Raw genomic sequence first — 19418 nt, 5'->3', positions numbered from 1 at the left:
CCTCAACCTCCAATTATGTCCAGTGTATTTTCGCATTATGTAAAAAACCTTCTACTTGTCATTATAGTAACCGGCCTTCTAACCAACTGTAAATCCAGCCAGAACCCACAAAAATATATCGGTACTTCCCTTGCAGACCAGGATTTCATGTATCAGTATTCTATTATCGACGCATTGATGGCGGGCGTATTTGACGGTGACCTAACCATAGCCAGCCTGAAAACCAAAGGCGATTTTGGTGTCGGGACATTCAATAAGGTCGACGGCGAACTCATGATCAATAATGGGAAAGTATATAAAGTGTCACACGATGGTTCGGTTAAAGAGGCGCACGACATGGACAGTACCTCCGCCGCGTTTGTGAAATTTTTTAAAGCTGACACGGTCATTACGATCGCTGGCGAAAACCTGAGCTATGAAAAAGTCCAGGAGCATTTAGTAAGTATTCTGAACCCAAATGGCATTTATGCATTGCGGATTACCGGGAAATTTTCAGAAATGACCACCCGCGCAGCCAGTCCTGCAAAGCCTCCCTACAAAACATTGAGTGAGCATTTGAAAACAAACCAGGCCGTTTTTGAGCTGAAAAATACGCAGGGTATCTGCAACGGATTCCTGCTTCCCCCGTACCTCGCACGGACCAACGTGCCCGGCTTCCATTTGCATTACGTGGCCGACGATCTCAAATCCGGCGGACATATTTTCAAATTCAAAACCAATTCTATCCGTGTCGAAATTGATCTGGCAAAAGGCTTTATCATCGAAAACAACACAAATCCAGAATTCAAAGCTGTCAACCTCAAACCCGACAGAGGCGAGGAGTTGAAGAAGATAGAGTAGTAGTTCGAACAGCTTAAAAATCGCTTTGTAGTATTTACAAGTGTATTACTTCTTTTCTTCCGTGCAGAAAAAGAAGTTCGCCGATGAATAATTCTAGGCAATCCGGTTACACATTTTAACCCAAAATAATTCTGCATTAAACATAGTTTGACATCGCTTTGGTTAGCAATCCTTTGGCTTCTCAGTTTGGAATGAAGCGGTTTTCGAGACTGGCTCATGTGAGGACGTTTGTCCATCAAATTGAAATGAATCTGAGAATTTTTACAATGCTGATTGCTTTAATTTTTCCTGCGCTGACATTGGCGCAGGAAAAATGTGGCATTTTAGTTGATGCGGATACAGGAAACGGTATCAGCTACGGAACTCTGTATTTTAATAAATCTGGTGCAGGTTCTTACAGCGCCGAGGACGGAAAGTTTTGCATATCAACTTTATCGGAAATAGATACCATCACTGTTTCTTGTGTAGGGTATAAGTCCTTAACACTGGCCGCACATGAGTTTATGCAGCTTGATTCAATCCGCCTACATCCTTCGGTACATCTTTTAGAAGAGGTCACAATAAAGTCTTCGCGCAAGCCGAAAATAAGAGCCTTAGGCTTTGCCGACCACGCTGTAAAGAAGCGGCTTGCAGGAAGTAGCATCAGCATGAATGCAGGCGTAATCATGGCCAGTTATATCGAAAATTCAAAAGGTTCAAAAGGCATAATAAGGTCGTTGACTTACGTCCTCGCTGAGCATAGCAATAAAAAGGCAATCCTGCCGCGCTCTTATCGGGTAAGGATGTGGCTGTTTTCCAATACAGTTTCAGGGCTCCCCGGTCAAGATCTTCTTTTGAAACCGGCGATCGTAGATGTCTCTGACGATCAAAAGCAGATTTTTTATACACTGGACGAGATTGAGATTCCATTTCCCAAGTCGGGCGTTTGGGTTGGATTAGAAACCGTCGGCTATACTACCCAGGACTCGATTTACCACGAAATCAGAACCGGGGAATTCGGTAAATTTTCTTTAAAAAACCAGCGAAAAATGGTGTTGCAAAACTTTTCACCGATTACCCCGATGATCCCAATGACGAAATTAAAAGATACTCAGAGTGCAACCTCGGGATGGAATGGAAGATGGCGTCTTCACCAAGGGTTCAACGATTTTAGCACCTTCTCGTTCGGTATTGAAATTTTGGAAGATCAGGATTACTACTAATCTTGCACAACTGCTATCTTTAAGGCAGCAGAACCATGAACATGAAATTTTTTTATTCTTTATTTTTCCTGACGATAGTTGCACTAACGCATTCCGCCTTTGCCCAGGCCACTTACTTCACCGATATTCTTGGTAAGGAGTTCAAACAAGCTACTATTGTGCAGCCCGGGGATTATGAGGGTAGTGTTACCTGTACGATTATCAGGAAAACAACACCCGAAAAAAGCACGAAAGCGGTACTGTATGTGCACGGCTTCAACGATTACTTTTTTCAGGAAGAAATGGCCGAGCGGTTTTTGAAGGAAGGGTATAACTTCTACGCCGTCGACCTGCGCAAATATGGACGCTCGTGGCTGGCTCATCAGAAATTCAACAACGTACGCGACCTTTCCGAATATTTCGCTGACATCGATACCACATTAAGTATCATTCACAACGAGGGAAATACGAAGGTGCTGCTGATGGGGCACTCGCTCGGTGGGCTGGTCGTTTCCATGTATGCGGATGCAAATAGTGGAAAGGAGCGTTTTGACGCAGTGTTGCTGAACAGTCCGATGTTCGCGCTCGAATTCAAGTCCGGCCTCAAAAAAACGGCATTGCCTTTGATGATCAAACGCGCGGAAAAACACCCGGAAACGCTTATTGATCTTGGTTTGAACCCGCTTTACGGCGAAAGTTTGCATAAAGATTTTCATGGGGAGTGGTCTTACAGTCTTGGTTTCAAGCCACTTATCGCGCCTCCTGTCAACTTCGGCTGGCTCCGTGCTGTGAATATCGGGCAGGAAAAGCTCGCCCAGGGTTTGCAGATCAATAAACCTGTTCTGGTCCTGCACGCGGCCAAATCTATTGACGAAAAGAAATGGAGCGATGCGATGTTTAGTGGCGATGCAATCCTGAATGTGAGTGAAGTAGCGCGGCAGGCACAGAATATCGTGGGTCAATACAGCATTCAGTCGGTTCCCGGCGGGATGCACGATCTGGTACTATCCAGAAAGCCGGTGCGGGAAGAAGTGTATTCCACGATCTTCAACTGGGCAAAACGCGCGATTAAATAAAAGGTCGGATACACAACTGACTTGCAGCCCGGATTTTCGGTCGGTATGGTTATTTAATGTAGTTATTCTGCTGCATTCAACCCCGCAGCCCTTTATCATTTTTATGGAAAATTTTACAATGCTGCAATTCTTCGAATGGTACTATCCGGCCGATGGCAGTCTTTGGCAACACTTCAAAAACGAATCTCAGCGACTTAAAAGTATCGGTATCGACTCGGTTTGGATACCGCCCGCACACAAAGGCATGGAAGGCGCCGATTCTTCCGGCTATGATTCCTACGATCTTTACGATCTGGGCGAATTCGATCAGAAAGGCTCGGTCAGAACCAAATACGGTACCAAACAAGAGCTGATCGACGCAATTGCAACCGCGAAAGAGGCCGGTTTGCAGGTTTACTGCGACGTAGTACTCAACCACATGGGCGGCGCAGATGAAACCGAAATGGTGCCGGTGAAAGAAGTTACGCCGGAAAACCGGAACGAATTCGTGAGTGATACCTTTGAAATTGAAGCGTATACTAAGTTCACTTTCCCCGGCAGAGGCGGCAAATATTCCCAGTTTGTATGGGATTTTCAGTGCTTTTCGGGTGTGGATTATAATGCTTCAAGTGAGCAAAATGCAATTTACAGTATTCAAAATCAGTACGGCGACGGCTGGCAGGATGTGCTCGATCTGGAAAATGGCAACTATGACTATCTGATGTTGTCGGATATTGAGTTCCGTAACCCGCACGTGCGCCAGGAGCTGAGAAACTGGGGAGAATGGTTTGTAGAAACCGTGAATTGCGACGGTTTCAGGCTGGACGCGATCAAGCACATGGACCCCGCGTTCTTCAACGAGTGGCTGGACCATTTGCGTGGCAAGTTTCAAAAAGAATTTTACACAGTAGGAGAGTACTGGGCGCCGTACGATCTCGGTTCTATGTTGGCTTATATTGAAGCGACCGAAAAACGCGTTTCGCTTTTCGACGCGCCTTTACAGGCTAATTTTTTCCGGGCTTCGAAGGAAAATGAACACTATGATCTCCGGACCATTCTGGACGATACGCTCGTGCAGACTATGCCTGAGCTGGCGGTTACATTGGTTGAAAATCACGATACGCAGCCGCTGCAATCGCTCGAACAAACCGTGGAAGGCTGGTTCAGACCGATCGCTTACGCTATCATTTTGCTGCGAGAAGCGGGATATCCCTGCATTTTCTACACGGATCTTTACGGATCTAAATATACGGATGTTGGAAATGATGAGCAGGAGCACGATATCACGCTCGAAAAGCTAGATCGGCTCGAAACCCTGCTATACGTAAGGAAAAACATTGCCTACGGGCCACAACATGAATATTTTGACGAGATCAATTGTATCGGATGGACGCGCGAAGGCGACGAAAGCCGCGACATTTCAGGCTGTGCGGTGATGATATCGAACCATGAAAATGCATCGAAAAAGATGTACGTAGGCCAGCAGCATGCGGGTAAAACTTTTGTGGATTATATGGGAAATATCGGTGAGGCCGTGGTGATCGGGGAAGATGGAAATGCAGAGTTCAGCGTGAACGGTCGCTCGGTCAGTGTGTGGGCGGTGCAGCAGTAACGGATCAAATCAGACTAACCTCAATATATGGAACCTGTGAAATTCAAAGCCAAGGAAGACGGCAGCGAAGTATTGATTTCTCCCTCGGAAGTAGTGGAAATTATTCCTGACGCTGATATGCGATTCTGCCTGGTAATACTTAAAAACGAGGAAAAACTTTTCATTCAGGGTACCCGGGCGGGTATTCGTGAGCAGTTGAATATCGAAAATTAGAAAACGCAGGCGTAGCAATGCTACGCCTGTTTGTTTTGCTCCTGATTACATTGAAACTTAATCCTGACCAGCGTACCTGCTCCGGGCTTGCTTTCAATATCCATACTCGCCTTCATCAATTCGCAGATTTTCTTGACGATAAAGAGTCCAAGACCTTCACTCTCTTTCAAATCAATCTTTTCTTTCATTCTGGCCAATGTTGGAGCGGGCTTTTGCAGCATTTCCTGATAAATAGCTGGTGAATGCACCGGCGGTCTCAGTTGATCGGCGAGTAAGCTTACGGGAGAATTTTCTGCAAATCCGGGACCCGAGTCCTGAACACTCATAATCCACCTCGCTTCACTCTCCGGTGACCAGGTAACATTAATGCTTCCGGTTTGTGTGTATTTAATCGCATTGTAAAGCAGGTTCTGGAGTACACGCTGAATCTGTACGCGGTCGCTCTCGATCATCAGCTTTTCCGGTCCTTCTGCTATAAATATCAAGTTTTTGGCTTCTGCCGCCGGCCTGATCAGATCGGTCGTATCCCGGATCATCGCAGCAACATCAAATTTTTTAATCACAAGTGTCTCCTGACCAGCCTCGATCCGGGCGAAATCCGTCAATTGCAGCAACATATCCCGTATGGAATTCAGGTTTCTGTTCAGCATACCCATAATCTCCGTCTTGTCGAGATCCGCCGCGTCCAGTTGCCACAGGTGGGAGGACATCATCAGCACGCTGAAACTTGACCGCAAGTCGTGCGAGCTGTGGCGCAAATGCTCACTCCGCATTTTTGCGAGTTCCTGAAGTTGGTCCAAAGCCTGCTGTAAGCGGGCTGCCTGTTCAGCAGCAGTAGTCTGCCTGAGCTCGTGGTAGTAAACAATGCTTCCCCGGCAGGACTCAGAATAGATCTGATAGATTTCGCGATATATTTTGGTGAGCGCCTGTGGGCTGATATTTTCCTGCGATTGTTGAAAAGTAAGGACTTCTTCATGCAGGATAGCGAACAAATGTTCCAGCTCAAGGATCAGATCAGGCAGTTCATAACCCGACTGCCACCGGTGCAGGCCATGCTCATTGGCGGCCAGCAGCGGATCGTATGTGGGCGTTTCGTCATTCAGTCTCTGGTGAAGAATGTCGAGCAGCACCGGCATCTGGTCGTTGAATTCTTCTCTCGAAAATGTACTCTTACTGGTTAGATGCTGATCCTGGGCACATCGCTCGCGCCATCTGTTAAGCATAGCTTCTCTGCGGATGAGCAGAAACTTGCTACATACTGCAACCTGCATTTTATCTGCTGTTTTTTTTGCTGCCATTTTTTAAAGGGGATTGCATTGTCCGGCAAAAAATCATTCCAATGCATTGCATAAATGAGTTTGGCCAAAAATAGGTTGGTATACCTTTTTTAAAAGGCGCTAAGTTTTCCAAAGAAAATGACCTGTATTTGACAAACGCTCATCAACAAAACAAAACCAAAATGAAACTGAACTATCCTTTGAAATCATGCCTGCGGCTTACATTCGTGGCAGCAGTGTTAATGTCCGCCGGCCTTACCGGCTGTAAAGAAGCCAGCGATCTGTGGGAATCGATCATTCCCGAAACTGATAAGGAACCTACTTCAAGCGAGATAAAAGGGTATGTATTTTATCCCGCAGTACAACCTGCAACAGATGAAAATATCGCTCAGCTGCGCGTGCCGGCTGGTTTTAGGGTAACTAAATTTGCCGATAAGCTTGGTAAGCCCAGGATCCTGGTAACCGGCCCGGGCGGGCAGATCTACGCTTCCGACCGGGAAGCCGGTATTGTGTTAATGGTCCAGGATATGAATAACGATGGCGTGGGCGAGGTGATCAAAACCGTCGCAAATATCAAGCAGGTACACGGCCTGACCATTCATAACAACAAAATGTACATGGTTGCTGTGAATGAAGTGTACGTAGCCGACATGAATGCCGACGGCACGCTCGGGCAGCCGCGCATGCTGATCAATGACCTGCCCGACGGCGGCCAGCACCCCAACCGGACAATTGCATTCGGTCCCGATGGTAAAATGTACCTCACGGTGGGCAGTACCTGTAACTCCTGCCCCGAGCCAAATCCCGAAAATGCGACGATCCTGCGTGCAGAAGAAGACGGGTCGAACAGAAAGATCTTTGCAAAAGGTTTGCGGAATACGATCGGCTTCGGCTGGCATCCTGAAACGAATGAACTCTGGGGAATGGACCACGGGATAGACTGGCTTGGAGACGATGAGCAAAAGGAAGAGGTAAATATGATCAAGCAAGGCGCAGATTACGGCTGGCCGTACATTTACGGAGAGGGGAAATATAACCCCGGTGACAGGCCGAAGGGCGACACTACTTACAGTCAGTATCTCCAAAAAACCACGCTGCCGACGCTCACTTACCAGGCACACTCAGCCCCGATGGGAATGGCGTTTTATAATGGCGCAATGTTCCCGGCTGAGTATAAAAATGATGCTTTCGTAGCTATGCGCGGCTCCTGGAACAGAAGTACCCCCGTGGGTTACAAGATCGTGCGCATGCATTTCGAGAATGGAAAGCCGGTTCGGTTTGAGGATTTCGTAACCGGATTCATTGTCGGCAACAACCGCGCGCATTTCGGCAGGCTGGTGGGCGTGACAGTGCACACAGACGGGTCGCTACTCTTTTCCGACGATACCAACGGTGTTATTTACAGGGTTTCGCGTCAATAAATAAGGCAGCCGGCCAGTCAGTAAAGATTGGCCGACTGAAATAATTTCGGTTCATCGGCAATGCAGGCGGTTTAATAAAAGTCGCTTTACGGTTACAACCAAAAAGGAGGGCGGTGCGTCTGTTGAGTATTGATTTACCGAAACTCTTACTGATGAAAAAATTCCTGCTACCCTCGTTTTTCGCCTTTGCGTTGCTGCTAGGTGGTTGTATGAATACCGAAAATGTTGAGCCTAAGCCGATTGTCGAGCCGAAATGGCCTGTCCTGATCAGCCGCGACAGTATTTCCTCGGGCGGACATCTTGGCCTATCGATCAATGAGGAAGCGGCAAGCGCCTACACCAAGTTGCAGCAGCTGAGGCCAAAAGGAATCGAATACGCCAACATTGTAGGAAATATATCCTCAAACCTGAGTCAACTTAACGGCCGGCTAAAACTGTACACGTACTTATTGCTTGACGAGCAGATCGGCACCGAAACGGGTGTGCAAATCACGTTAAAATCAGGATCAGTAAGCAGCATTTACCTGAATAGCGGAAGGTATCTTGACCAGTGGCCATTGAAAAAGAACGCATCTTCGTCAGTCCGGCTGGGCGACAATGCCGACGTGGTTTACCAGAAGCTCATAAAGATCAGCGGCGATAAGTCTTACGCCAACAAATTTGAGCGGATCAGCCTATTGACAAAAGACCTCGCGACAGGTTTTGATCCGATAATGGCCGCTTCGCCTCAGTGGTATTTCCGCTACCAGCCCGAATCCGGCATTTCGGAAGATGTTCAGATCAATCTGGAAAAAGGAAAAGTTAAATACCTGATCATTTCGCGGTATAAAGATTAAATGTAGCCAGCCTCTATTGCAATAGTCTGAAACGGGTGTGAAGCTTAGCTTCGTGCCCGTTTTTTTGTGTATGGTGTTGATTTTCATATCAAGCGTCAATGAAGGGTTCTAGCCGTATTTTTCAGCAATTTTATGCATTGTATGTAAAAATGGATCAAAATACAGTCAGTACTAATCAAAACAAGAAATGTTTTTAGCATTATTTTGCTTTAAAATTGTATTGTGAAAATCGAATAAGTTTGAGTCGCAGCTGTACATTAAATACGGTTGCGACGGATTTGATCTTGCGTTTAGTGCTGTGGGTTAGGATGTGTGCTGAATGAATTCCGCGATCCGGCAGCAGAATCAGGTGCTTTTTCAATAGGGTCGGCAGGTGACCGTAATCTGCCGAACGATACACTTATGTCTGATTTTCATTGGTATTTTATCAATAAATTATATAAATAAACAATTCAGTATGCAAATCTTTATTTCTCACCTGTAATCAAAAACTAAAATTTATGAACCTAATCAGACGAAATTCCCGCCCGGGATTTTGCAGAATCCTTTGTGCCTTGTCGGTGACCGGAATGCTGCAATTTCAGGGTTTTGCAGGGACAGTTCCGGCGTCCGCCGCACGAGCTGCGCATGTGCACCAGCGTTTTGACAAAACCCTCACGGGCAAGGTAGTAGACGAAAAGAACGGCCCGCTGCCCGGCGTGAGCGTGGTCGTAAAAGGAACTAGTAAAGGAACCACCACAGGTACCGACGGCCAGTTTAGTTTATCGGTGGAGGACGCGGCGCAAACGCTCACCTTCTCCTTCATTGGCTACACTTCCCAGGACGTGGCAATTGGTAACCAATCTGCATTTACGATCACATTGCTGCCTAGTAGTGAGGAGCTTACAGAAGTGGTTGTGGTGGGTTATGGTACGCAGTCTTCGGCTGCGGTAACGGGTGCGGTAAGCAATATCCAGGCACGCGATCTGATACGCACGCCTTCGATCGGTACTTCCGATGCGCTCGTGGGCCGGGTGCAGGGGATCACCGCACGGAAAGCCGACGCGCGTCCCGGTGCGGCCACTACGATCCAGATCCGTAACCTGGGCGCTCCATTGTATGTGATCGATGGCGTACCTTCCGACGCTGCCAACTTCAATAACCTCGGCCAGAATGACATTGAAAGTGTCTCCATTCTGAAAGATGCCTCCGCTGCTATTTATGGTTTAAGAGCTGCAAATGGCGTTGTGCTGGTCACCACCAAGAGGGGCAAGGCGGGCGACGGACCGGCAAAGATCAACATCAATGCCTATTATGGTTTGCAGAATTTTACCCGCTACCCAAAACCCGCGAGCGCCTACCAGCACATGCGCGGACTCGTAGAATCCGATGTAAATCAGGGGCGTACGCCTTCCATTACCCGTGAGGAACTGGAAAAATGGCGCGTAGGGACCGAAAAGGGATTCCAGAGTTTCGATTATTATAAAATGGTAATGCGGCCGAACGTGCCCCAGTACTCGCTGAATGCGAACGTTTCCGGCGGCACTGAAAAGGTCAGCTATTTCCTTTCCGTAGGTCACCTGAACCAGGATGCATTGATCCGCGACTTCAATTTCAAGCGTACCAATGTGCAGGCCAACGTAGAATCTTATGTGACCAAAAAACTGAAAGTAGGCGCGCAGATCAGTGGCCGCATTGAGAACCGTTCTCAGGCGGGAGTCCCTGGACTGGACGATTATTTCAACCCGTTCCTCAGCATTTTCACGATGTGGCCGACCGAGCGCCCCTATGCAAACGATAACCCGAAATACATCAATCAGACGCACAATGTAAACGTAAATCCTGCTACCTATAAGAAAGAAATAACAGGTTATGTCGACGAGCTGACGCGGGTTGTGAAAGGTAACTTTTATGCCGAATACGATTTTGCATTTGGCCTGAAAGCAAAAGGTACCTATTCCTATCAGTACCACAACTTCGATTTTGACGGTTTTGAATACACTTATGACGCCTACAACTATGATACGGCAACAGATACCTACAATGTAGTAGCCGGCGGTGGTAACCAGAATCCCTGGCGTGAGCGCCGTAAACGGAATATCATCGACCGTTTTGCACAGTTTCAGCTGAATTATAACAAAACTTTCGGTGACCATGAACTGTCGGCGGTTGCGGCTTACGAGCAGTCGGATAATGTGAATACTTACCTGGTCGTGCACACCGTGCCTCCAAATAATTACATTCCGCTCATGTCGTTTGCGAATCAGGATCTGCTGATCGATGAATGGAGCACGGAAGCACGGGCGGGTTACATTGGCCGGATCAACTACAACTATAAACAAAAATACCTTGTAGAAGCTGTCGGGCGTTATGACGGATCGTTTCTGTACGCGCCGGGCAAACGTTTCGGTTTTTTCCCAGGCGTTTCGGCGGGCTGGCGGATTTCGGAAGAGGAGTTTTTTAAAGGAAAGCTTGAAAATGTATTCAGCAGCCTCAAAATCAGGGCTTCTTATGGCCGCACCGGTAGTGACAGGAATGCGACTGTGGCTAATGAGCCTTTCATTGTAGCACCTTTCAGCTACTTGCCCGGCTACAACTTTTTGCAGGGAAGCGCCATTTTTAACGGACAATATAACATAGGTGTAAGACCTCGCGGACTTCCTATTACCACACTTTCCTGGATCACGAATATTTCTTCAAATATTGGTATTGATTTCGGTTTGCTGGGCGGAAAGCTGAGCGGGCAGTTTGATATTTTTGAGCGGAAAAGAGAAGGTTTGCCAGCCGCGCGCTACGACGTTTTGCTGCCTTCGGAAGTAGGTTACACCCTGCCCAACGAAAACCTGAACAGCGATACGCACCGCGGAATGGAAGGGGTATTGACCTACAAAAGTTCGGTAGGGCAAGTGGATTATACTTTGAGTGCAAACGCGACATTATCACGCCGCCGCGACCTCGATTTCTACAAGCCGCGTTTTGGTAATTCCTACAATGAATACCGCGATTCGTACGTAGACCGCTGGGGTAATATCAACTGGGGTTACCAGGTAGAGGGTCAGTTCCAGTCTCAGGAACAGATTGAAAGTCACCCTATTAACAATGACGAACAAGGTAACCGCACGCAGCTTCCGGGTGATTTTATTTACAAAGACATCAACGGGGACGGAATTATCAATACCCTCGACGAGCGTCCGATCGGGTATGCCGAGGGAGCGAATCCGTATGTGAGTTTTGCATTGAACGGAAGTGTGGCTTACAAAGGATTTTCACTGTTTTTCGATTTTGCAGGCGCGTCGCTGCAAAGCTTTCAGCGCGCCTGGGAATTGAAAATACCGTATCAGAACAATGGTACCTCGCCGCACTTCATGCTCGAAGACCGCTGGCACCGCGCCGATCCGTTTGATGCAACAAGTGAATGGATACCAGGTACTTATCCAGCAATCCGTAAAGACAATTCGAGTCACGTGAATTTCCGTAAAAGCGATTTCTGGATCACGAATGTGCGCTACATCCGTTTGCGGAATATCGAGCTGGGTTACAGTTTTGACCAGAAAATATTCAAGAAACTGGGCAGTAACGGTTTCCGGGTTTATGTCAATGCGAGCAATCTGTTCTCGATCGACAATGTGAAGAAATACGAGATCGATCCTGAAATATCGTCGGGGAATGCGCTCGTGTACCCGCAGCAGCGCCTGTTCAATGCCGGTTTCACCATCAATTTTTAATCTGATTTCCTTATGCAACGATTTACCAAATATATCCTGGCCTGTCTCATCCTGATCCTTTCGGGTTGCGCAGAGCAGTGGCTCGACAGGAAGCCGCAGAATATAATCCTCGAAGAACAGGTTTGGAACGATACCAAAATGATCACCGGCCTGCTCGCCAACTATTACGATCGCCTGCCCGCGCACACTTCACTCACCACTGGTTGGGCGGAATTTGCGGCTTACGACGAAGCAATGTGGTCCAACAACGATGATGGGCGAAACAATATCGTTTCCTATCCTTTCGACCGCTGGCGGCTTTGGGATTACGGCCTGATCCGGGACATAAACCTCGCAATCGAGAATATCGAAACATTCGGTACCTCGCTTTCGGCAGGACAAAAAGCCCAATTTTCTGCCGAATTCCGGTTCCTGCGGGCATTTGTCTATTTTGAGCTGGTTAAAAGAATGGGCGGCGTGCCGCTGGTAACGAAGCAGTTGATCTACGACTTCAATGGCGATCCTTCCTATTTACAGCAGCCGCGGAACAAGGAGGAAGAAGTGTACGATTTCATCGCCTCCGAGCTCGATGCGATCAAAGAGCAGCTGGGCAACGACGGGAGCAATACCCGCGCCAACAAGTTTACGGCGATGGCGCTGAAAAGTCGCGCTATGTTATACGCAGGCTCTATTGCCAAATACAATAACCTGATGGCGTCGCCGATCTCGACACCGGGCGGCGAGGTAGGTATTCCGGCGTCGCGGGCGGCAGATTATTACGCGAAATCGCTGGCGGCTTCGGAAGAGATCATCAATAGCGGCAAATATTCGCTCTACAAAACCAACCCGAACCTGGGCGAGAATTTCTACGATGCGATCACTAAAAAGTCAGCAAATGCAGAGGTGATACTTGCGCAGGATTATCTGGTAAGTAAGGATAAAAGGCACGGGTTTACCTACGATAACATTGCGAGAAATGTGCGGGAAGACAACCTTTCATCTTCATCGATCACGCCTTCGCTGAACCTGGTGGAGGATTACGAATACCTCGACGGCACGCCCGGCACGCTCAAAACCAGGAATGCGGCAAACACGGATTATGTGTACTACGATAAAATGGAGGATGTTTTTGCCAATAAAGATGCGCGCCTCTATGGTACTGTTATCTATCCGGGTACCTCGTTCCGTGGCACGCCCGTGCAGATCCAGGCAGGTGTGAAAGTATGGAACAATGCTTCCGGAAGTTTTCAGAATGTAGAGTCGAATACGCTGGGGGCAACCTACGATGACGGCGGCTTGCTTACGGGCTCATCAGGTCCGCAGCGGTCGCAGACGGAGGTTACCAATTCGGGTTTTTACCTGAGAAAATATGTGGACCAGACGGCTATGTCGAGCACGCGCGGAATCCGCAGTGATATGTGGTGGGTACGTTTCCGGTTAGGCGAAATTTACCTGAATGCAGCCGAAGCCGCATTGGAAACGGGTAAAACGGCCAATGCATTAAAGTACGTAAACGTAGTCCGTGAGCGGGCGGGCTTCGGAGCTAACAGTCTGAAAACGCTGACGATCGAGCGGCTGCAAAACGAGCGGCGCGTAGAGCTGGCTTTTGAAGATCACCGCGTTTGGGACCTGATCCGCTGGCGGACTGCGCACGAGGTTTGGAACGGAAATGCTTCCAATCCCGATGCGGTGATCTATGCGCTGTATCCCTATCGCGTAGTTCGGCCCGGCCACCCGACCCACAACAAATACGTGTTCGACAAGCTGGTTGCGCCCCGTTTCCGTGCGCCGCGCTTTTTCCAGATGGGCAACTATTATTCGTCCATCGACCAGGCTATCATCGACAATAATCCCAAAATCGTCCGGAACCCATTTCACTGATATTCACTATGAAAACGAAAAATAGATTTGTAAATCAGATACTTGGCCTCCTCGCACTGGCGACTGTGCTCAGCGCCTGCGAAAAGGATAACCGTGCTGAACCGAAGTCGGTATTGAAGGGCCGCGTGGTTTTCAATGGCGAGCCGGTGGGTGTGCGCTCGAATGGGGTGCAGCTAGAAATCTGGCAGCGGGGGTATCAGCTGTTTACCAAAATCCCGGTTTATGTAAATCAGGACGGTACATTCTCTGCCTCGCTTTTTGACGGAAACTACAAACTGGTGCGACTCCGCGGAAACGGTCCGTGGGTAGATAATACCGACACGATCGACGTGCAGCTTAGCGGTACCCAGGAGCTGGATGTACCGGTGCAGCCCTTTTTTGTGTTTGAAAATGAGACCTATTCCAAAGGCGAAGGAAAAGTGAATGCGACTTTTAACCTCAAACAAATAAACACTTCCCGCAACCTCGAAAGGGTGAACCTGTACATTGGTACCACCACGATCGTCGATCCGAATAACAATGCGGGCAATGCGCAGGAAGTGGCGGCGAATATTACCGACCTGACGAAACCGATCACATTGACTGCAACTTTGTCTGCTGCTCTGGCCGGCCGCGATTATGTGTACGCACGGATCGGCGTGAAAACTTCCGGGGTAGGGGAAATGCTCTTTGGCAAGCCGCAGAAGATCATGCTGAAATAGCCACGGTTTTTGTATTTGTATAAAAAAATCCCGGACGCTAAATGCTGCGTCCGGGATTTTCATTTGCTGATGAAATATTATTGCCAGCCGCCGCCCAAGCTCCTGTACAACTCTACCCGCGCTACCATCGACTGGCTGCGGATAAATGCGAGGTTCAGTTCAGCCTGCAATGCATTGCCCTGCGCCGTGATCACTTCCAGATAATTGGCCATATCACTTTTATAAAGCAGCTGCGCATTCGTGATCGCCTGCTGCAAAATGGCAACCTGTCGGTTCGCGATCGAATCCTGCTCGGTCAGTTTGACTGTTTGCACGAGTGAGTTTGAAACTTCTCCCACCGCATTCAATATCGACTGTCTGAACTCGATCACGGATTGTTCCCGCTGCGTTTTGGCTACTTCCACGGCGGTTTTCAATTGTCTTCTGGCAAAAATCGGCCGCGCAATCGTACCAGCCGCGATGCCAAATAACGACCCGGGAATATTGAACCAGTTGCTCGATTTGAAGGATTCGATCCCGCCGCTCGCCGTGATCGCCAGCGTGGGGTACATATTGGCCTGCGCCACACCCAGCTGCGCATTCGCGATCAAAACCGACATTTCTGCGCTCCTTACATCGGGCCTGCGGCTTAATAATGCTGCGGGTACGCCGGTAGCGAGGTTTTCGTAAATCTTGATTTCCGATAATTTCACATTCCTCGCGATGGCTGCCGGCATTTGTCCGGTCAATACCTGCAGGGAATTTTCCTGGATCGTAATATCCTGTTCCAGCTGCGGGATCAGCAATGCAATCGACTCGCGCTGCGCCTCGGCCTGCTGAACAGAAAGTGATGTGACTTCGCCGGCATTCTTAAGTAATGTGGTCAGCTTTAATGTATTATCGCTTAGCGCAAGATTGTTCTTAGCGATTTCCAGCTGTTTATCAAGCATCAACAAATTCAAAAAGCCTTTTGCAACGTCGGAAACCAGCCGGGTCTGTACCGCTTTTCTGGCTTCATAAGTCTGCAAATATGCGCCCAGCGTTGCTTCCTGCTGTCTTCTGATCCTTCCCCAGATATCCGCTTCCCAGCTCAGGTCGACGCTCGCAATGTAGTTTTCAATGTGATTCGACTTTAAAAAGTTAGTCGCACTGAGCCCGTTCAAACTATTGGCGGAGGGGCGGTTGTACTGGCCGGTCACACGCAGATCGACGCGGGGCAATTGCAGCAAACGCGCCTGCTTCATCTGACTTTGCGCAATTTCAATGCGTTTGACGGCCAGCTGCAAGTCTACATTATAATTAATACCCTGCTCAATCAGCCGCTGCAATGTGGTGTCGGGAAAAAATTCCTTCCAGTTAAGGTCGGCGATGGTAGCTGTGTCCGCGAAGGTCACGTCCCGGTATTGTTCAGACAATGCAAGTTCGGGCCGCTGGTAATCCTTCGATATTTTGCAGGAAGCGATCACCGCCGCCAGCAACAGGAAAACTGCGTATTTTTTAAAACTCAATATATATTTCATGCTCTTTTGTGTTGAAATCGTGGTGTTTTAAGGTGGCGTTCTGTTAATCCTGCAATGCTGCCACTTCCTCTTCTTTCTTCATCGGAACAACTTTTTCCTGCAAATACTGGAAGATCACGTACAGCACGGGGATCACGAAAATCCCGAAAATAACGCCCGTCAACATCCCGCCCACTGCGCCGGTACCGATCGAACGGTTACCCAAAGCCGAGCCGCCGGTTGCGCGCATTAATGGGATTAACCCCACAATGAATGCAAATGAAGTCATCAAAATCGGTCTCAAACGCAGCTTCGAAGCTTCCAGTGCAGACTCGATAATGGTCATTCCGGCACGTCGGCGTTGTACCGCATATTCCATGATCAGGATCGCGTTCTTGGCCAGCAATCCGATCAGCATGATCAGCCCAACCTGTACGTAAATGTTGTTTTCAATACCAAACAGATTGATAAACAGCATTACTCCGAATACCCCCAGCGGGATCGTCAGGATCACAGCGAAAGGAAGAATGTAGCTTTCATATTGCGCAGCCAGCAGGAAATACACGAACACCAGACTCAGTACGAAAACGATCAGGATCTGCGAACCCGCATTGATTTCCTCCCGCGTCATACCCGTCCATTCTGTTCTGTAATTATTGGGAAGTACCTCGTCGGCCGTTTCTTTCACCGCCCGGATCGCGTCACCGGTACTGTAACCCGGCTTCGGTGTTCCGTTGATCGCCACTGCATTGTACAGGTTATTCCGCGTCACAGTTTCAGGGCCGAAAACGCGTTTCAGCTTCACCAGCTGGTTGGCCGGTACCATTTCGCCCTGTGTATTTTTTACGTAAATATTATTGAGAGAAGAAGGATCCGCGCGGTAGGAAGCGTCGGCCTGCGCCATCACCCTGTAATACTTGCCAAACCGGTTGAAATCGGAGACGAAACTGCTGCCGTAGTAGATCTGTAAAGTTTGAAGCAGCTCATTCACAGGTACATTCAGTTGTTTTGCTTTGGCATTGTCCACTTCCAGCATGTATTGGGGATTCGCTGTTGCGAAGGTGGTAAATGCGTAAGCGATCTCTTTTTTCTTCATCAAGGCAGCCAGAAACTGGTTAGTTGTCGCGCCCAATTTTTCCAGAGAACCGTTTCCACGATCCTGTAACATGAATTCAAAACCACTCACATTACCAAAACCATCGACGGTAGGGAAGGTGAAAAAGAACGCATTCGCATCGTTTACAGCCCTCACTTTCTGCGACATCATCGCCACGATCTGGTCGAAATCCTGCACCTCGCCGCGCTCCGATTTTGGTTTCATCCGGATAAAACCTACCCCGTAAGGCGACGCATTGGAGTTTGAAATGATATTCATACCCTCCACAATATACCGCTGATCGGCGATAGGCGACTGTTTTACGATACTATCCACCTGCGCCATTGCCTTGTGCGTGCGGTCGAGGGAGCTGCCCGGAGGGGTATTCAATGCATAAAGCAAGAAACCCTGGTCTTCGGTTGGTATAAATCCGGTAGGTGTTTTTTGGGTAAGCCAAAGTGTTGAGCCTGTGATAATTACCAGTCCGGCGATCGTTATCCATTTCTGGCGGATCAGAAATTGCAGACTTTTAACATAGCGCCCGGTCATCGTTTGAAAACCTGTATTGAACGCCGCGAAGAACCTCGCTGAAAATCCCTTTTTATGGTTCGGATCGTGCGGATCTGCATGCGGGTTTTTCAGGAATAAAGCGCAGAGGGCGGGGCTCAGCGTCAAGGCATTGAGCGCTGAAATCAGAATTGCGATGGCTAATGTAAATGCAAACTGCCTGTAAAATACCCCCGCCGGACCCTGCATAAATCCTACCGGAACAAACACCGCTGCCATCACCAGCGTGATAGAAATGATCGCGCCCGATATCTCGTGCATCGATTCCGTAGTAGCCTTTTTGGCCGGTAAGCCCGTCAGTTCCATCTTCGAATGCACCGCCTCGACGACCACAATCGCATCATCGACCACAATCCCGATCGCCAGTACCAATGCAAAAAGGGTAAGGAAATTGATCGTAAAACCAAAAAGCTGCATGAAGAAAAACGTACCGACAATCGCCACCGGCACCGCGATCGCGGGGATCAGCGTGGAACGGAAATCCTGCAAAAAGATGAATACAACAATAAAAACGAGTATAAATGCTTCGAATAATGTAGTAGTTACCTGCCCGATGGATTCGTCCAGAAAGTCTTTGGAATTGTACATAATGGTCGTTTTCATACCCTTCGGAAGGGTTTTTTCGAAATCGGCCAGCAGCGCCTCCGCCTGGATCAGGATCTCGTTCGCATTGGTACCGGCAGTCTGGAAAACAGCCACACCCGAAGACGCATCTCCATTCAGTTTTCCATTGGAAGAATAGGTATAGGAACCAAACTCCACCCGCGCCAGATCTTTCAGCCGTATCACCGAACCATCGCTATTCGCTTTGATGATAATATCCTCATATTCTGAATTTTGCGTCAGCTTTCCCTTGTATTTCAATACATATTCAAAAACCTGCGAACTGCTCTCGCCAAGCCGCCCGGGAGCCGCTTCAAGACTTTGCTCACGAATCGCCGCAGTTACTTCCTGAGGCGACAAACCGTATGCAGCGAGACGATCCGGTTTCAGCCAGATCCGCATGGAATAGTCGCGCGTACCAAACGGCTGCGCCTGACCGACCCCGGGTATACGTTGCAGCTGAGGGACCAGGTTGATCTTAATATAATTCAGCAGAAACGTCTCATCATAAGTACTGTCCTCACTCGAAAGCGCGACGAACATGATGATACTGTTCTGTTGTTTTTGGGTCGAAATACCAGCCTGCACAACTTCCTGCGGAATCTGGCTGATCGCCTTCGAAACGCGGTTCTGCACGTTTACAGCGGCAATATCCGGGTCGGTACCCTGGCTGAAATACACATTGAGCGCCATCGTTCCGTCATTATTGGAAGACGACGTCATGTAGGTCATATTTTCAACCCCATTCACAGCTTCCTCGATCGGGGTAGCCACGGCGCGCGCCACTACCTCAGCGTTCGCACCGGGATATACGGCGGTTACCTGGACGGTCGGAGGCGCAATATCGGGAAATTTGGTAATCGGTAATGTGGTGAGTGAAATGATCCCGAGCAGTAATATAAGCACAGAGATCACTGTCGAAAGGACGGGCCTTTCTATAAATTTCTGAAACATGAAAGTGTTGTTTTACTCCG

General features: G+C 48.5%; 13 protein-coding genes. 10 read left to right on the top strand and 3 right to left on the bottom strand.

Annotated features, from left to right (window positions below; translation table 11 throughout):
* Window positions 1-15: 15 nt before the first annotated feature.
* The 5 genes from budA (at window position 16) to KOD92_RS00515 (ending at window position 4901) form a co-directional block, all read left to right on the top strand.
* On the top strand, window positions 16-840 hold the full coding sequence (gene budA / locus KOD92_RS00535) for an acetolactate decarboxylase (RefSeq protein ID WP_215231571.1): 825 nt from the start codon (window positions 16-18) through the stop codon (window positions 838-840).
* 245 nt (window positions 841-1085) lie between these two features.
* Window positions 1086-2042, top strand: coding sequence for a carboxypeptidase-like regulatory domain-containing protein (locus KOD92_RS00530; protein WP_215231570.1), 957 nt, complete (start codon window positions 1086-1088; stop codon window positions 2040-2042).
* 41 nt (window positions 2043-2083) lie between these two features.
* Complete coding sequence (locus tag KOD92_RS00525) at window positions 2084-3097, top strand: alpha/beta hydrolase (RefSeq protein ID WP_215231569.1); 1014 nt, start codon at window positions 2084-2086, stop codon at window positions 3095-3097.
* 103 nt (window positions 3098-3200) lie between these two features.
* Window positions 3201-4688 carry an alpha-amylase gene (locus KOD92_RS00520; protein ID WP_215231568.1) on the top strand — a complete coding sequence of 496 codons (1488 nt, stop codon included), beginning with the start codon at window positions 3201-3203 and terminating at the stop codon, window positions 4686-4688.
* Between the two features lie 27 nt (window positions 4689-4715).
* Window positions 4716-4901 carry a hypothetical protein gene (locus tag KOD92_RS00515; protein ID WP_215231567.1) on the top strand — a complete coding sequence of 62 codons (186 nt, stop codon included), beginning with the start codon at window positions 4716-4718 and terminating at the stop codon, window positions 4899-4901.
* 20 nt (window positions 4902-4921) lie between these two features.
* On the opposite strand, the gene KOD92_RS00510 is transcribed toward KOD92_RS00515, so the two are convergent.
* Complete coding sequence (locus KOD92_RS00510) at window positions 4922-6199, bottom strand: sensor histidine kinase (protein ID WP_215231566.1); 1278 nt, start codon at window positions 6197-6199, stop codon at window positions 4922-4924.
* Between the two features lie 161 nt (window positions 6200-6360).
* Here KOD92_RS00510 and KOD92_RS00505 point away from each other — a divergent pair, with 161 nt between their 5' ends.
* From KOD92_RS00505 to KOD92_RS00485, 5 genes are all read left to right on the top strand, one after another.
* The gene (locus KOD92_RS00505) at window positions 6361-7599 is read left to right on the top strand and encodes a PQQ-dependent sugar dehydrogenase (RefSeq protein WP_229254466.1); all 1239 of its coding nucleotides are present in this window, start codon (window positions 6361-6363) and stop codon (window positions 7597-7599) included.
* 152 nt (window positions 7600-7751) lie between these two features.
* Window positions 7752-8435, top strand: coding sequence for a hypothetical protein (locus tag KOD92_RS00500; protein WP_215231565.1), 684 nt, complete (start codon window positions 7752-7754; stop codon window positions 8433-8435).
* 500 nt (window positions 8436-8935) lie between these two features.
* Window positions 8936-12139: a SusC/RagA family TonB-linked outer membrane protein gene (locus tag KOD92_RS00495; RefSeq protein ID WP_229254465.1), complete on the top strand. Its 3204-nt coding sequence runs from the start codon at window positions 8936-8938 to the stop codon at window positions 12137-12139.
* Between the two features lie 12 nt (window positions 12140-12151).
* Entirely contained in the window at window positions 12152-13999 is a 1848-nt protein-coding gene (locus tag KOD92_RS00490) for a RagB/SusD family nutrient uptake outer membrane protein (RefSeq protein WP_215231564.1), read from the top strand.
* Window positions 14000-14007: 8 nt separating this feature from the next.
* Window positions 14008-14700, top strand: coding sequence for a DUF3823 domain-containing protein (locus KOD92_RS00485; RefSeq protein WP_215231563.1), 693 nt, complete (start codon window positions 14008-14010; stop codon window positions 14698-14700).
* 77 nt (window positions 14701-14777) lie between these two features.
* Here the strand turns inward: KOD92_RS00485 and KOD92_RS00480 are convergent, their stop codons facing one another.
* The gene (locus tag KOD92_RS00480) at window positions 14778-16199 is read right to left on the bottom strand and encodes an efflux transporter outer membrane subunit (protein WP_215231562.1); all 1422 of its coding nucleotides are present in this window, start codon (window positions 16197-16199) and stop codon (window positions 14778-14780) included.
* Window positions 16200-16242: 43 nt separating this feature from the next.
* On the bottom strand, window positions 16243-19398 hold the full coding sequence (locus KOD92_RS00475; protein WP_215231561.1) for an efflux RND transporter permease subunit: 3156 nt from the start codon (window positions 19396-19398) through the stop codon (window positions 16243-16245).
* Between the last annotated feature and the right edge of the window lie 20 nt (window positions 19399-19418).

Origin of the sequence: Dyadobacter linearis, assembly GCF_907165045.1 — a bacterium.
Lineage (GTDB): Bacteria > Bacteroidota > Bacteroidia > Cytophagales > Spirosomataceae > Dyadobacter > Dyadobacter linearis.
Note: the sequence above shows the minus strand (reverse complement) of the source record. Positions and strands in the feature narration are given on the sequence as shown.